The sequence below is a fragment of the Methylophilus methylotrophus DSM 46235 = ATCC 53528 genome (assembly GCF_000378225.1).
Classification (GTDB): Bacteria; Pseudomonadota; Gammaproteobacteria; order Burkholderiales; family Methylophilaceae; genus Methylophilus; species Methylophilus methylotrophus.
Genome location: NZ_KB905141.1, coordinates 959,579 through 973,908, shown reverse-complemented (window position 1 = coordinate 973,908; position 14,330 = coordinate 959,579). Strand labels below are relative to the sequence as shown.

12 protein-coding genes are annotated in these 14,330 nt (G+C 51.8%); 5 read left to right on the top strand and 7 right to left on the bottom strand.

Annotated features, from left to right (window positions below; all coding sequences use genetic code 11):
- Positions 1–87: 87 nt before the first annotated feature.
- Entirely contained in the window at positions 88–738 is a 651-nt protein-coding gene (locus tag F463_RS0104760) for a tetratricopeptide repeat protein (protein WP_026295306.1), read from the bottom strand.
- Positions 739–973: 235 nt separating this feature from the next.
- Between F463_RS0104760 and F463_RS0104755 the strand changes: the two genes are divergently transcribed.
- Positions 974–2,392 (top strand): MFS transporter, encoded by a 1,419-nt coding sequence (locus F463_RS0104755; protein ID WP_018985911.1) that lies wholly within the window; start codon positions 974–976, stop codon positions 2,390–2,392.
- Between the two features lie 213 nt (positions 2,393–2,605).
- On the opposite strand, the gene F463_RS0104750 is transcribed toward F463_RS0104755, so the two are convergent.
- The 3 genes from F463_RS0104750 to F463_RS0104740 are packed head-to-tail and all read right to left on the bottom strand — an operon-like array spanning position 2,606 to position 5,109.
- Positions 2,606–3,385, bottom strand: coding sequence for a ferredoxin--NADP reductase (locus F463_RS0104750; protein WP_018985910.1), 780 nt, complete (start codon positions 3,383–3,385; stop codon positions 2,606–2,608).
- 42 nt (positions 3,386–3,427) lie between these two features.
- Positions 3,428–4,360 (bottom strand): electron transfer flavoprotein subunit alpha/FixB family protein, encoded by a 933-nt coding sequence (locus tag F463_RS0104745; protein WP_018985909.1) that lies wholly within the window; start codon positions 4,358–4,360, stop codon positions 3,428–3,430.
- Positions 4,357–5,109, bottom strand: coding sequence for an electron transfer flavoprotein subunit beta/FixA family protein (locus tag F463_RS0104740; RefSeq protein WP_018985908.1), 753 nt, complete (start codon positions 5,107–5,109; stop codon positions 4,357–4,359). The genes F463_RS0104745 and F463_RS0104740 overlap by 4 nt, the downstream gene beginning before the upstream one ends.
- Before the next feature lie 152 nt (positions 5,110–5,261).
- Here F463_RS0104740 and F463_RS0104735 point away from each other — a divergent pair, with 152 nt between their 5' ends.
- Positions 5,262–6,200 (top strand): LysR family transcriptional regulator, encoded by a 939-nt coding sequence (locus tag F463_RS0104735; RefSeq protein WP_018985907.1) that lies wholly within the window; start codon positions 5,262–5,264, stop codon positions 6,198–6,200.
- Between the two features lie 13 nt (positions 6,201–6,213).
- Complete coding sequence (locus F463_RS0104730) at positions 6,214–7,860, top strand: electron transfer flavoprotein-ubiquinone oxidoreductase (RefSeq protein ID WP_018985906.1); 1,647 nt, start codon at positions 6,214–6,216, stop codon at positions 7,858–7,860.
- Positions 7,861–8,753: 893 nt separating this feature from the next.
- Here F463_RS0104730 and ftsX read toward each other — a convergent pair.
- Genes ftsX through ftsY form a run of 3 tightly spaced genes read right to left on the bottom strand, consistent with a single transcriptional unit; the run spans position 8,754 to position 11,352 of the window.
- Positions 8,754–9,644: a permease-like cell division protein FtsX gene (gene ftsX / locus F463_RS0104725; protein ID WP_018985905.1), complete on the bottom strand. Its 891-nt coding sequence runs from the start codon at positions 9,642–9,644 to the stop codon at positions 8,754–8,756.
- Between the two features lie 25 nt (positions 9,645–9,669).
- Positions 9,670–10,347 (bottom strand): cell division ATP-binding protein FtsE, encoded by a 678-nt coding sequence (ftsE, locus tag F463_RS0104720; RefSeq protein WP_018985904.1) that lies wholly within the window; start codon positions 10,345–10,347, stop codon positions 9,670–9,672.
- Positions 10,348–10,365: 18 nt separating this feature from the next.
- On the bottom strand, positions 10,366–11,352 hold the full coding sequence (gene ftsY, locus F463_RS0104715; RefSeq protein ID WP_018985903.1) for a signal recognition particle-docking protein FtsY: 987 nt from the start codon (positions 11,350–11,352) through the stop codon (positions 10,366–10,368).
- 188 nt (positions 11,353–11,540) lie between these two features.
- Here ftsY and F463_RS0104710 point away from each other — a divergent pair, with 188 nt between their 5' ends.
- Positions 11,541–12,923, top strand: a complete 1,383-nt coding sequence (locus F463_RS0104710; protein WP_026295305.1) for a M16 family metallopeptidase — start codon at positions 11,541–11,543, stop codon at positions 12,921–12,923.
- A 62-nt stretch (positions 12,924–12,985) separates the two neighbouring features.
- Entirely contained in the window at positions 12,986–14,296 is a 1,311-nt protein-coding gene (locus F463_RS0104705) for a M16 family metallopeptidase (protein ID WP_018985901.1), read from the top strand.
- Positions 14,297–14,330: the final 34 nt, after the last annotated feature.

Sequence of the window (14,330 nt, the reverse complement as noted above, 5' to 3'; positions counted from 1 at the left end):
ATTTGATATGAGGAATTCATCCAATATCCAGTGTGGGTACTTGGAATCCTCATCGGGAATCAGGATATGCCGCAAACTGACTTTCATTTATTTCAACTTGCTTTGAGCCAGTTTTAACCCTTCTTCTGCTTCCTGTTTACGTCCGGCATCTGCATCTTCACGGCCTGGTCGTGCGGGTGCCTGCAACGCTTTCTGGTAGTAGGTCACGGCCTGGCTGTAATCCCCCTGTGCGCGCAAAAAGTCGGCATAGAAGTAATTGCTGTCTATGCCGGTCGGGTTCAGTTGTAGCGCTTTCTCAAGATATTCTCGGCCTTTTTTCTTGTCGCCAAAGCCTATGGGCCAACCAGGCACGCGGAAATAGAGCGAGCCCAGTGTGGTATAAGCCGACCCATTTAATGCTTGCGGATTGGTTTTTATACTTGCTAGCAACAAGTCGCGCGCTTGTTCTGCGGCTTTAAGGGCATTCATCGGGTGTAATGGCCCCATGCTTTTTGCATATCCACTCAGTACAATCGCCTCCCAAATCATGGCCTCATTGGCTTCGGGATTTTTTGCTGACAGCTGATGGGCTTGCTCGGTGAGTGCTTTAAAGGCAGGTTCCTGCTGGTCTTTAGGGGTTTGGTAGGTGGCTTTTGCCCAGGCATGTTGCAGGCTGGCCAGTTCATTATCCAGAGCCTCATCTGCCAATGCACCTTGAGTCAGCAAAGTCAGGCAGGTATATAACATCCAACGTTTCACATTCGCTCCTCTTTTAAATAAATGACTTTCTGCAATAACAATGCCAGTTTTCAAAGCCAGATGCACATGGAAGATTGTTTATAAAAATCAATTGGTTGAGATTGGATGTTTGTTCTGTTTTAATTGTCAGGCAAAAATGATTGGACTAGAACCCTGCTTTTTTTGCGGGGTCTCAGCTAGTGACCCTGCAAAAGATGCAGGCCCTAGTCTCCTGATATAAAAACTTTTTGAATATATGCTCCTGCGAACACAAGCACTCACTTTTGAAGTCCTGAATCAGCGTTATGGCGAACGCTATAAATGGATGGTGTTGCTGATTGTCGGTTTGGGAACGATTGCGGGGGTGCTTTGTACGTCTTGCTTTAATGTGGCCGTACCTGCGTTGACACATGCTTTTCATCTGGGACAAGACCATGTGCAATGGGCGATGACGGCCTTTTTGGCAGCGATGACCATAGGCATGTTGCCAGCCGCGTGGTGGCTTGAGCGCTTTGGCTTGCGTCGCATATTTATGGCAGCGCTGTGGTTGTTGATTGCCGCCAGCGTGGCCGGATTTTATGCGCAGACTTTTGTACAGGTAGTGATTGCGAGATTGTTGCAGGGCGTGGCTGCAGGGGTGTTACAGCCATTGGGTATCATGGCCTTGATGCGTTTATTTCCGCCTCATATCCAGGGGCGCGCCTCCGGCATCCTGATTGTTGGTATTGCGTTTACGCCTGCCATCGCACCTTCCATCAGTGGTTGGTTGCTTGACCAGTTTGGCTGGCATGCGATTTTTTTACTGGGTGTGCCATTTGCCTTGCTGGCGCTGGTCAGTGCGCAGGTCTGGTTGCCAGCCCCACGTCCCAAACAGGTGCCGCTGTTTGACTGGCCTGGATTAGGCTGGTTGTCTGCGGCAACGATAGGGCTGATCGAATTCGTTTCCAGCTTGCATCATAGTGGCGTGGTCGCCATCTGGACTTGGGGTTACGGCATCCTCACGATTGTTTCGCTGATCTGTTATATCCGTCATGCGCATCGGTTGCCGCATGCGATTATTCAATTGCACCTGTTTTCCAGGCCCACGTTCAGCCGGGGCACGTTTGTCGCTTTTGCCTATGGGTTTGGCCTGTTTGCCTCCACATACCTGATCCCTGTATTTTTACAAAATGCCATGGCTTTTAGCGCGACCGATGCCGGTTTGCTGCTGTTGCCTTCTGGTATCGCGTTGGTGCTGACCATTCCGCTGGCAGGCCGCATGGCAGACAAATTCTCTCCCCGACGCATTACCCTGGCGGGCCTGGCCATATTCGGTGCCTCGTTTTTAGTCTTTGTCGTGGTGGCAACGCGAGTGCAGTACTGGGAAATTGTTGCGGCGACAGTGGTTGGCCGCATTGGGTTGGGCCTCATCTTGCCTGCGTTGAACCTTGCGACCTTGCACGAAATGGAACCACAACACCTTGGGCAGTCATCCGTGGTGGTCAGCTATGCGCGGCAATTGGGTGGTGTCGTCGGCGTAACCTTGATGGCCGTGTTTATGGAATGGCGTGAGCAGGTATGGGGTGCGGTTGCCCCAGGAGTATTCCAGGCCTATGCACAAGGCTTTTTATTGCTGTCGGTGGTGTTTGTGCTGGCGATACTGGTGGCCATCGGTATGAAGGATGCCAAACGTTAAACTAGATCAATAACCGCCACGCTTGCATACTTGATGGTTGGTAAAGCAGGCGCGGCATGATTTTCTGTGAATCGTATTCCTGAGAAATAATGCAGCAAGTAGAACGGCTAAGGCAGGCAAATCAGGTAGGTTTGCCGTTGGAAGGTGAGTTGGGCGATGGCTGTCACGGCGATAGTTTCATCATGACAGCCAGCGAAAGAGGTGATGAATTAATTATTTCTCGACAAACGCTTTTTCAATCACATAGTCACCCAGTTCGCCAATGCGTGGTGAAACTTTGAAACCACGTTTGTCCAGCATGGCGGCTGTATCGACCAACATAGCCGGGCTGCCGCAAATCATCGCGCGGTCTGTTTCCGGATTCAGTGGTGGCAGGCCGATATCGGTAAACAGTTTGCCACTTTCTACCAGGTCAGTCAGGCGGCCCATGTTTTTGAAGGGTTCGCGTGTGACGGTGGGGTAGTAAATGAGTTTATTGCGTACTTCTTCGCCAAAAAATTCGTTATTCGGTAATTCTTTGGTGATGAAGTCTTCGTAGGCCAGTTCATTGACATAACGCACGCCGTGAATCAGGATGACTTTTTCAAAGCGGTCATACACTTCGATGTCCTGGATCAGGCTCATGAACGGCGCCAGGCCAGTGCCGGTAGAGAAGAAGTACAGGTTTTTGCCTGGCTTGAGGTCAGAGGTAATCAGTGTGCCAGTCGGCTTACGGCTGACCAGTAGAGGGTCGCCCACTTTCAGGTGTTGCAGGCGGGAAGTCAGCGGGCCGTTAGGCACCTTAATGCTGAAAAACTCCAGGTGTTCCTCATAGTTTGGGCTGGCAATACTGTAAGCACGGGTCAATGGCAGGCCGTCCACTTCGAGGCCTATCATCACAAACTGGCCGTTTTCAAAGCGCAAGCCTGGGTCGCGTGTGGTTTTGAAGCTGAACAGCGTGTCATTCCAGTGATGAACGCTCAACACCGTTTCGGTAGAATATTTTTTACTCATGAGATGAAGTAGGTTTCTGAAAGGTTTAATTTAAAGGGTTGATTATAGCGCAGCGGTCAATTGCGGCACGGCTTCAAACAAGTCAGCCACCAGCCCGTAGTCTGCAATCTTGAAAATCTGTGCTTCAGGATCCTGGTTGATCGCCACCACCACCTTGCTGTCCTTCATGCCATACGCATGCTGGATCGCGCCAGAAATGCCGACAGCGATATACAGTTCGGGGGCCACCACGACACCGGTCTGGCCAACCTGCAGGTCATTCGGTGCATAACCGGCATCCACCGCGGCACGGCTGGCGCCAATCGCGGCATGCAGTTTGTCGGCCAATGGCGCCAAGACTTCGGCAAACGCTTCGGCGCTCCCCAGGGCACGGCCACCGGAAACCACTACCTTGGCGGCAGCCAAGGGTGGGCGCTTAGATTTGTTAAAGGCTTCGGTCACCCAGCGGCTACCGGCTGGCGCAGCAGGCGTTGCAACCGATTTAATTTCGGCGGCTGCGCCGTCTTTGGCTGCCGCCGCAAATTTGCTGCCACGGACGGTCAGTACCTGTTTGCTGTCGCTGCTTTGTACAGTCGCCAGCACGTTGCCCGCATAGATGCCACGGACATAGGTGTTGGCGCTAACGATCTGCAACACGTCAGAAATCATGTTGACATCCAGCAGGGCAGCCACGCGTGGCAATACGTTTTTGCTGAAAGCGCTATGCGCGGCCAGTACGACTGTGTAGTTCGCAGCCAGCGGCACAATGATTTCGGCCAGGTGCTCTGCGGTTGGGTGTTGCAAGGCGGCATCGCTGGCGACCAGTACGTTGCTTACCCCCTGAATAGCTGCGGCTTGTGCGGCTAATGTGTCTGGCTGTGCGGCTGCCACCAGGATATCCACAGGCTGTTGCCATTGCTGCGCAGCCGTGACGGCGCGCGCGACCTGTTCGTTCAAGTGTTGGCCGTCGTGTTCGGCAATAATCAGTGTTCTCATGCAATGATCCCCTCGTGCGTACGCAATTTGCTCAATAACTCATTCACATCTTTCACCATGACGCCGGCAGGGCGGGCGGGCGGGGTGGCGACGTTGAGCTGTTGCACATTGTGTGTCAGGGAGACATTCAGCGAGTCCAGTGGCACGTTTTCCAGTGGTTTCTTTCTCGCCATCATGAGGTTGGGCAGTTTGACATAACGTGGCTCGTTCAAGCGCAAATCGGCAGTAATCACGGCGGGCAGGCTGATTGCCAGTGTTTCTGTCCCGCCATCAATTTCGCGGACCACGGTGGCCTGGCTGCCTTCAATGGTGATTTGGGAAGCGTAAGTCGCTTGTGGCAGTTTCAGCAAGGCTGCCAGCATCTGGCCAGTTTGGCCGGCATCATCATCAATGGCCTGCTTGCCCAGCAAAATCAGGGTGGGTTGCTCGCGCTCGACCACGGCTTTGAGTACCTTGGCCACGCCCAGGGAGTGCAAGGTTTCCTGGGTTTCTACCAGCATGGCGCGGTCTGCACCCATGGCCAGTGCATGACGCAGGATATCCTGGTTGGCTGCACTGCCTATAGTGACAGCCACAATTTCACTGACAATGCCTTTTTCCTTGAGGCGGATTGCTTCTTCAATCGCGTTTTCGTCAAATGGATTCACGCCCATTTTCACGCCCTCAATATCCACATCTGAACCATCCGCTTTCACGCGGACTTGAATGTTATAATCAACGACCCGTTTGATCGCTACCAGTGCTTTCATAAAACGTTTTGCCTTTGTTAGGGGTTTTATTCGTAACCGAGCATTTTAAGCCAGTTTGTAATATTTATTAAATTGATTATTATAATAATATATATCTATTTTTTAGATTGATTTTGATGCGGCTCAAATGCCGTGCAATCACACTACCTTCCATGAAATACACGCTCAGGCAGCTGGAAATTTTTGTTGCAATCAGTCGCACGGGCAGTGTATCCCGGGCCTGTGACCAGCTAGCCTTGTCACAATCCGCTGCCAGTACCGCGCTTATCGAGCTTGAAAAGCAATTCGATATCCAGTTGTTTGACCGCGTCGGCAAGTCTTTGCGTATTAATGAAAGCGGTCAGCAACTGCTACCCAAAGCGGTGGAATTATTGGACCGCGCCCGTGAAATTGAGCGTATGTTGCAAGGCCAGCAAGGCTACGGCAACCTAAAAATCGGCGCGACACTCACCGTGGGTAATTACCTGGTGACCTTGCTGGTGGCCAAATTTTTGCAGCAGTATCCGCAAAGCCATATCCAGCTACAGGTACAAAACACGCGGACCATCGTCGAGCAAATTGCGAACCATACGCTGGATTTGGGTATGATAGAGGGCGAGTGTAACCATCCAGAGATCGCTGTTGCGCCCTGGATTGCAGACGAGCTGGTGATTTTTGCCGCGCCCACGCATCCGCTGGCGCTGCTGGCAAACACCGGTAAAACCATCCATAAGTCAGATTTATTACTGCAACCCTGGATCGTCCGCGAGAAAGGTTCAGGCACACGCGAGACATTTGACCGTGCGTTTAAGCAGGATTATTCGCGACTCAATATTACGCTGGAACTGGAGCATACCGAGGCAATCAAGCGGGCGGTAGAGTCCGGACTCGGCATCGGTTGTATTTCACGGCTGGCGCTTAAGGATGCGTTCAGGCGCGGCAGCCTGGTGCCGATTGAAAACCACAGTTTGCAGTTTCACCGCAATTTTTATTTTTTATGGCACAGGCAAAAATATCAGACCGGTGGCATTCGGCAGTTCCTGGCGTTTTGCCAGGCGTTCACCCAAGGGGCGACGCGTAGTGACCTGATCGATATCCCGGCAATTGCCTGACGAAGGAGCAAGTATGGACAGAGATGTCATGGAATATGATGTGTTGGTAGTAGGAGCGGGCCCGGCGGGCTTGTCCGCAGCCATCCGTTTGAAACAACTGGCGCAGACGCAAGGACAGGAGCTCAATGTCTGCGTCCTGGAAAAAGGCGCCGAAGTCGGCAGCCATATTTTTTCGGGAGCAGTGCTGGATCCCAAAGCCTTGCAGGAGCTGTTTCCTGACTGGCAGGCCTTGGGTGCACCACTGAATACCCCCGTCAACAAAGATACGTTTGTGGTGTTGGGCGAAGAAAAAAACTGGACCATGCCGGAATGGTCATTGCCCCCGCTCATGCGCAACCATGGCAATTACATCATCAGCCTGGGCGAGGTCTGCCGCTGGCTGGCTGGCAAGGCTGAAGAGCTGGGCGTAGAGATCTATACCGGCTTTGCCGCGCAATCCCCCAGTTATGATGAGCAGGGCCGCATGATAGGGGTGATCACCGGCGACATGGGCCTGGATAAACAGGGCAACCCCACCGCCAATTTCACGCCAGGCATTGAAATCCGTGCCAAGTATACGCTGGTGGCCGAGGGTACCCGCGGTTCGTTGACCAAACAGCTGGAGGCCAGGTATGGCCTGCGTGCCACTTCGAGCCCTGCCAAGTATGGCTTGGGCTTCAAGGAAATCTGGCGCATCAAACCGGAAAATCACCAGAAAGGCTTGATTGAGCATACCCTTGGCTGGCCACTGGATGCCAATACTGGTGGCGGTGGCTTTATTTATCACCACGGCGAAAACCTGGTCTCTGTCGGCTATGTCGTGCACCTGGATTACAGCAATCCTTATCTTTCCCTGTTTGATACCTTCCAGACCTATAAAACACACCCTAAACTAAAAGCCTTGCTGGAAGGCGGCCAGCGCATCAGTTACGGCGCGCGCGCGATTTCCGAAGGCGGCATACAGTCCCTGCCTGAAATGGCTTTCCCTGGAGGCGCATTACTTGGCTGCAGTGCAGGCCTGGTGAATGTGCCTAAAATCAAGGGCACCCATTACGCTATGAAGTCCGGCATGCTGGCCGCAGAATCTGTGTTCGAGACGATCCAGCAGGGCGCGCCCGAACTGTTGACCAGTTATCCGCAAAAACTGCGTGCTTCCTGGATCTGGCAAGAGTTATCTGCCGTACGCAATGTAAAACCCTATTTGTCACGCTGGGGCACTTGGGTGGGCACTGTCTTCGGTGGCATTGAAATGTGGTTGTCCAGTTGGGGACTGAACCTGCCGTGGACATTGAAGCATACCAGCGCTGACCATGCGACGCTGACAGAAGCCAAGCAAAGCCGCCAGCCCAGCTATGCCAAGCCGGATGGCGTGCTCACGTTTGATAAACTCAGTTCGGTCAGCCTGTGCAATATTGGTCATGATGACCAGCAGCCCTGCCACTTGAAACTGGCTGTGGCTGATATCCCGGAGCGCGTGAACTTGCCGAAATATGCCGGGCCTGAGCAGCGGTATTGCCCGGCAGGGGTGTATGAGTTTGTTGACCAGGCGGGCAAGGAAGTGTTGCAAATCAATGCTCAAAACTGCATTCACTGCAAAACCTGTGATATTAAAGATCCTACTCAGAATATTACCTGGGTGCCACCAGAGGGGGGCAGTGGGCCGAATTATGTTTCGCAGTGATGAAGTGAAATTGGCTAATTGTTTCCAATGAGGGTTAGAAGTATCCGACACACGAACTGGGTGCCTGCGGAGTGGCTTGCTTTTGCAAAATTAAGCGCTCTACAACAAGTCGTCATTCCGGCGAAGGTGGAATCCAGGCGAGGTTGATAGTCAACTTGGTTACAATCAAAGAGCGAATATTGAACCTAATGCAAGTCTTCGTAGATATTTCTTTGAACTCTGGCTTTCTATTTCGCCCCTAGGCGAGTTACTTTTCTTTGCTTGCCCAAAGATAAAGTAACCAAAAGAAAGTGCACCCTAGCTTCCGCTTGATTCATGCGTTGCTCGCCAAAATAAGCGCTCGCGAAACTCATCCTAGCGAACTGCACAATTCGCAGTCCGCTGCGGGATTCGGACAGCCGCTCGCTTGATCTTATTTTGCCTGCGCTACTCGGCGCGGCAGATAGGGGCCCGGTTAAACCATCACGATGAAACGTTCGTTGGGTATGTTAAATTCAGGGCGCTAGATAACTTTTTCCTTCAAAAGTACTTCAAACCTGAAAACTAAAAACTATTTTCTTTTTTCACGGTGATCGAGCGGGACGCAATGCAAAAAAATCTAACCAAAGGGAAAGCGTGTGGTTTTATGGGCCCCTATCTGCCGCGCCGAATAGCGCAATCAGCGTGGGAGATGTCGGGCAGCGGCTGTCCGAGTTCCACGGTGGCTTTCGTAGTGTGCAAGCCGCTAGGGCGAGTTTCGCTGGACGCCCACGATGATGAGCAACGCAGGAAACAAGCGGAAGCTAGGGTGTCTTGTTCTTTGCCTTCTTTCTTATGGACAAGCATAAGAAAGAACGGTCGCCTAAAGGCGAAAAGATACGTTGTTCACATCGCAATAGAAGAGAGTGAGATTGCTATCGCTTCTGCGTCAATGCAATAAACGCCGCAATCCACCCGATGGCAGTGGTTGCCACCAGCATGAGCCCGCCCACATTAAACAGGTGAAATACCAGCTGAAAATTACTTTGGTAGTTATTCGCCAGTAACTGCACAGGTTGCCTTAAATTCCACACAATCAAAAACAGCAGGGCCACTGCAATCAGGCCCCCACCCAGTCCGTAGGCTCCACCCATATATAAAAACGGACGGCGGATAAAGCTGTGCGTGGCGCCTATCAGTCGGCTGACCTCAATTTCGGCCTCGTGCGTGAGCACCTGCATGCGTACGGTATTGCTGATTACCGTAATCATGGCAATGCCTAGCAGGCTGGCAAAGATGATGGCAATGCGTTTGCCGAGTACCAGCATGGAATGCAGGCGCTCTATCCAGACGCTGTCGATGACCAGTTCTTCGACCTCGCCACGTTTTTGCAGTAACGCCTGCACCGGTTTGACTGAGGCTGGCTGGGTATCGGTCAATGTAATGAACAAGGCATCCGGCAGCGGGTTTTGCGGCAAGTCTGCCAGCAGGTCTTTTTGTACGAACTGTGCGCTCAGCTGTTTAATGGCTTCCTCTTTCGGTACGTAACGTACTTCTTTAACCTGTGGCAAGGCTTCGACGTCATTAATCAGGCGCTGGATCAGGTTGGCGTTCACGGACGGCTTGAGGAAAGCGCTGATTTGCGCACCCTGTTTAATTGAACGGGACATATCCTGCAAGTTATCTAGCGCGACAAAGAGCAGACCGGGCAGAGTGACAGTGATGCCAATCACCATACAGATGGTGAGCGTATTCAGCCAGTGCGACTTCAGGCGTTGCAAGACCAGGTCTATGGCCAGTGCGTGTTGGTTGAGCCAGTTTTTCATGCAGCTATTCTCCTCAATCTGGCTGTCATAACATGGCCGTTTGTGCCGGCATGGCGCTGATGGTTTGCTGGTCGATATGCAAAGTGCGATAGGCAATGGTGCTGACCTGGGCGACATCATGCATGGCAATGACGACTGTCACGCCGACATCATTAAACGCTTTGAGTAGCTGCATGATTTCCAGTGACGCAGCCTGGTCCAGGCCAGCCGTCGGTTCGTCAGCAATCACAATCGAAGGACGGCTGACCACGGCACGTGCAATCGCCAATCTCTGTTGTTCGCCACCAGATAAAGTGATCGGCATGGCTTTTTCTTTATTGAGTAGACCTACTTTATCCAATGCAGCACGCACGCGGCGCGCGGCCTCTTCACCAGTAATGCCCTGTATGCTCAGCGGTAACGCCACATTTTCAAAGCTGTTACGGTCATACAGCAGTTTGTGGTCCTGGAATACCAAGCCAAAACGGCGGCGTAGATAGGGCACAGCATTAGGGTGTAGCTGGCTGATGTCTTGTTCGTTGATCAGGATATGACCACTGGATGGCGGCTCTATGCCGGCCATGAGTTTGAGCAGGGTACTTTTACCTGCCCCCGAATGGCCGGTGACCAGTACAAAATCGCCTTTGTCTATATGAAAGCTGACCTGGCGGAATAAATGCGCGCTATTGGGATAGCGCATGCTGACATTTTTAAAAGTGATCATCGTTTAGCGAGAGCCATGCTAGTCGTCAATTAAAGCATCAACAAAATCATTGGCGTTAAATGGACGTAAATCGTCTATGGTTTCACCTACCCCAACAAAACGTACCGGCGTTTTGCTTGCAGATTGTTGGCTCAGGTGGGCAATCGCGGCGATGACGCCACCTTTGGCCGTGCCATCCAGTTTGGTAAGTGCCAATCCGGTGACGCCCAGGGCTTCATGAAAGGCCTTGAGCTGGTTGACGGCGTTCTGGCCCGTGTTGGCATCCAGTACAAGCAGGATTTCATGCGGTGCTCCTGGCAAGGCCTTGTCAATCACGCGTTGTACTTTCTTGATTTCATCCATCAAGTGTAACTGCGTAGGCAGGCGGCCAGCGGTATCTGCAATCACCACATCAATTTTCCTGGCAATGGCTGAGTTCACGGCATCGTAAATCACGGCGGCAGGATCACCGCTTTCAGAGGCAATCACATGCACATCGTTACGCTCGCCCCAGACTTGTAACTGTTCACGGGCGGCCGCACGGAAAGTATCACCTGCGGCAATCAGCACACTATGGCCTTGTGCCTGCAGGTATTTTGCCAGTTTGCCTATGGTGGTGGTTTTGCCTGCACCATTCACGCCCACCATCATCATCACATATGGATGATGTGGGCTGACATCCAACGGTGATTCGAGTGGGCTCAGCAGTTCCAGCAAGGTGTCTTTGAGGGCCTGTTTGAGCGCGATGGTGTCTTGCAAATCCTGCTTTTTGACACGGTTACGCAATTGTTCGAGTAGATACTGGGTGGCATTTACACCAACATCTGAAGTAAGCAAGATGGTTTCCAGCTCTTCATAAATCTCTTCATTAATTTTCCCGCCCCCAAACAAGGCGCTCAGTTGCCCGCCCAATTGTTGGCGGGTTTTGGACAAGCCATTTTTAAGGCGTTGCGTCCAGCTCAGGCTGGCAGACTCTGCGGGGGCTGGTGTGACGGGATCTGACTTTTTAGCAAAAGGATTAAACATGGCGGCTGAAAACTCGGTAATATGGTTATTTTAAGCCGAATCGACGATTCCCGCCACGGCAAGCTTTTGCTTACAGTGCGCGGACGCCGTCCATTCAAGCAATCGCGAACTTAGTCATTGATGCATCAGTCACATACAAGGTTTCAAATCCCAACTCTTTAATTGATCTCAGAGAGATAATGTATCCCATGAAAAAAACGGTTTCCCTGGCTGGATTGCTCACGCTTTACATGAGCACGCATGCGGTGCTGGCGCAGGCTGACATTGAACAAAAAACGTTAAAAAATGGCCTGAAGGTCATTGTGCAGGAAGATCACCGTGCACCTGTGGTCGTTTCCCAGGTCTGGTATCGTGCCGGTTCGCTGGATGAAGTGAATGGTAAAACAGGCGTTGCACACGTCCTTGAACATATGATGTTCAAAGGCACCAAGAAGGTCCCCGCTGGCATGTTCTCACGGCAGATTGCTGCTGCAGGTGGCAAGGAAAATGCCTTCACAAGCAAAGACTACACATGCTATTTCCAGCAACTGGAAAAATCCAGGTTGCCGTTGTCTTTTAAACTGGAGGCTGACCGCATGGCCAACTTACAGATTACAGATGCCGAGTTTGCCAAGGAAATTGAGGTGGTCAAAGAAGAGCGGCGCTGGCGCACGGAAGACAAACCGCAATCGCGCGTCAATGAACAGTTTGAATCCTCGGTATATCGTGCACACCCCTATGGCCGCCCTGTAGTGGGATTTATGAATGACCTCGAAAACATGACCGCAGAGGATGCGCGTGAATGGTACCGAACCTGGTACGCCCCCAACAATGCCACCGTGGTTGTGGTAGGTGACGTCAAAGCACAAGACGTCTTTGCCCTGGCCGAAAAAACCTTTGGTCAGTTGAAAGCCAAGCCCTTGCCCGCGCGTAAACCGCAAGTTGAGCCAGCACAAATTGGTGAACGCCGCGCCATCGTCAAGGCGCCTGCCAAGTTGCCTTATTTTGTCATGGGCTTTCATACGCCAGCATTGAAAAATGGAGAGGCTTATAGTGAGCAGGACTGGGAGCCTTATGCGCTGGAAGTCTTATCGAGCATCCTCAGTGGCAATGATGCTTCTCGCCTGAACCAGAAACTAGTGCGTGAGCAGGCGATTGCCCTCGAAATTGATACAGGCTATGACAGCACCAACCGTGGACAGGCTTCCACCTTTGAAGTGGCGGCCTCTCCGAGTGAAGGTGTTTCGCAAGAGGATCTGGTCAAAGCGATCTGGACCCAGATTGAAGACGTTAAAAACAAAGGCGTGACTGCTGCCGAATTACATAGAGTGAAAGCAGCGGTGATTGCGGCCGATGTGTATAAACGTGATTCGATGTTTTATCAGGGCATGCAGATCGGTCAATTGGAAACCATGCGTTACCCGTTGTCCCTGTTGCAGAATAACGCCGCCAGGGTGCAGGCTGTGACCTCTGAGCAAGTGCAGGCCGTGGCGAAGAAGTACTTGGTGCCGGACCAGATGACCTTGGTCAGCCTGGATCCGCAACCGATAGACCCCAACCAGAAACCGGCTGGCCGTCCGCATCAACACTGATATTGTTTTTGCAGTTATCACTATTTGCTGTCATCTGACAGGCAGGTGAATCAAGGAATCACATGAACGTATTTGTATTAGTTAGAACAGTTTTGCTGACACTGGCCTTGCAAGTGTATGCCATCAGCGTGTTTGCTGCGCTCAATATCCAGCATTGGACCACAGCAGAAGGCAGTGAAGTCTATTTCGTAGAAAACCATTCACTGCCCATGATGGATGTCAGTATCAACTTCCGCGCCGGTAGCGCTTATGACACGCTGGCAACCAGTGGTACTGCGGCGGTGACGCATCACTTGATGACGATGGGCGCAGGTGGCCTGGACGAGGAAACCCTCACCAACCGATTTGCCGATATTGGTGCTGTGCTGGGAGGCAGTTTTGATGCTGACCGGGCCAGCTTTAAATTACGCACATTAACCAGTGAACAACAGGCCGCCCTGGATAGTTTTATGCTGGTATTGCACAAGCCTGATTTTCCACAAAGTGTGCTGGCACGCGAACAGGCACGTATTATTGCTGCTCTGCAAGAGGCTGAAACCGAACCGGACAGCATTGCCCAAAAGGCCTTTATGCAGTCTGTGTATGGCATGCATCCGTATAGCATGGACCAGAATGGTGAAATCTCCACCGTGCAATCACTCACCGTGGGCCAGTTGCAACAGTTTTACCAGACGCATTACACGGCAAAGTCAGCCGTGATTGCCTTAATGGGGGATTTGACCACAGACCAGGCCAAACAGATTGCCGAGCGATTGAGCGCAGGCTTGCCGCAAGGGCCTGCAGTCGCGGCTATTCCACCGGTCACAGAACTAAAGGCGTCCAGTGTCAAGAAATTTCCCCATCCTGCCATGCAAGCACATATTTTGCTGGGTCAGCCAGGCAATATGCGCGGTGATCCCGATTTCTTCCCCTTGTATGTAGGCAATTATATTCTGGGCGGTGGTGGTTTTGTGTCGCGCCTGACTGAAGAGGTTCGCGAGAAACGCGGCCTGGCTTATAGCGTATACAGTTACTTTATGCCGATGAGCCAGTTAGGCCCGTTTCAGATTGGCTTGCAAACCAAGAAAGAACAGGCGGATGAGGCACTGAAGCTGGTCATGGAAACAGTGCAGTCATTTGTCGAAAAAGGCGTCACCGAGAAAGAGCTGGCGGCTGCCAAGGATAACCTGATAGGTGGTTTCCCGCTGCGTATAGACAGCAACAGCAAAATTCTTGAGTACCTGAATATGATTGGCTTTTACAAGCTGCCTTTGGACTACCTGGATAATTTTAACCAGCATGTAGGACAGGTGACTGTCTCACAGATCAATGATGCATTTAAGCGGCGCATACACCCTGACCGTTTTGCCACCGTGATTGTGGGTGCAGAGTAATAGCAATGAAATAAAAGCCGACAAAATGTCGGCT

What these genes read in the sequence shown, in the direction of transcription:
- F463_RS0104755 (WP_018985911.1), top strand. Translation starts at nt 974, where the DNA reads ATGCTCCTGCGAACACAAGCACTCACTTTTGAAGTCCTGAATCAGCGT.
- F463_RS0104750 (WP_018985910.1), bottom strand. Translation starts at nt 3,385, where the DNA reads ATGAGTAAAAAATATTCTACCGAAACGGTGTTGAGCGTTCATCACTGG.
- F463_RS0104745 (WP_018985909.1), bottom strand. Translation starts at nt 4,360, where the DNA reads ATGAGAACACTGATTATTGCCGAACACGACGGCCAACACTTGAACGAA.
- F463_RS0104740 (WP_018985908.1), bottom strand. Translation starts at nt 5,109, where the DNA reads ATGAAAGCACTGGTAGCGATCAAACGGGTCGTTGATTATAACATTCAA.
- F463_RS0104735 (WP_018985907.1), top strand. Translation starts at nt 5,262, where the DNA reads ATGAAATACACGCTCAGGCAGCTGGAAATTTTTGTTGCAATCAGTCGC.
- F463_RS0104730 (WP_018985906.1), top strand. Translation starts at nt 6,214, where the DNA reads ATGGACAGAGATGTCATGGAATATGATGTGTTGGTAGTAGGAGCGGGC.
- ftsX (WP_018985905.1), bottom strand. Translation starts at nt 9,644, where the DNA reads ATGAAAAACTGGCTCAACCAACACGCACTGGCCATAGACCTGGTCTTG.
- ftsE (WP_018985904.1), bottom strand. Translation starts at nt 10,347, where the DNA reads ATGATCACTTTTAAAAATGTCAGCATGCGCTATCCCAATAGCGCGCAT.
- ftsY (WP_018985903.1), bottom strand. Translation starts at nt 11,352, where the DNA reads ATGTTTAATCCTTTTGCTAAAAAGTCAGATCCCGTCACACCAGCCCCC.
- F463_RS0104710 (WP_026295305.1), top strand. Translation starts at nt 11,541, where the DNA reads ATGAAAAAAACGGTTTCCCTGGCTGGATTGCTCACGCTTTACATGAGC.
- F463_RS0104705 (WP_018985901.1), top strand. Translation starts at nt 12,986, where the DNA reads ATGAACGTATTTGTATTAGTTAGAACAGTTTTGCTGACACTGGCCTTG.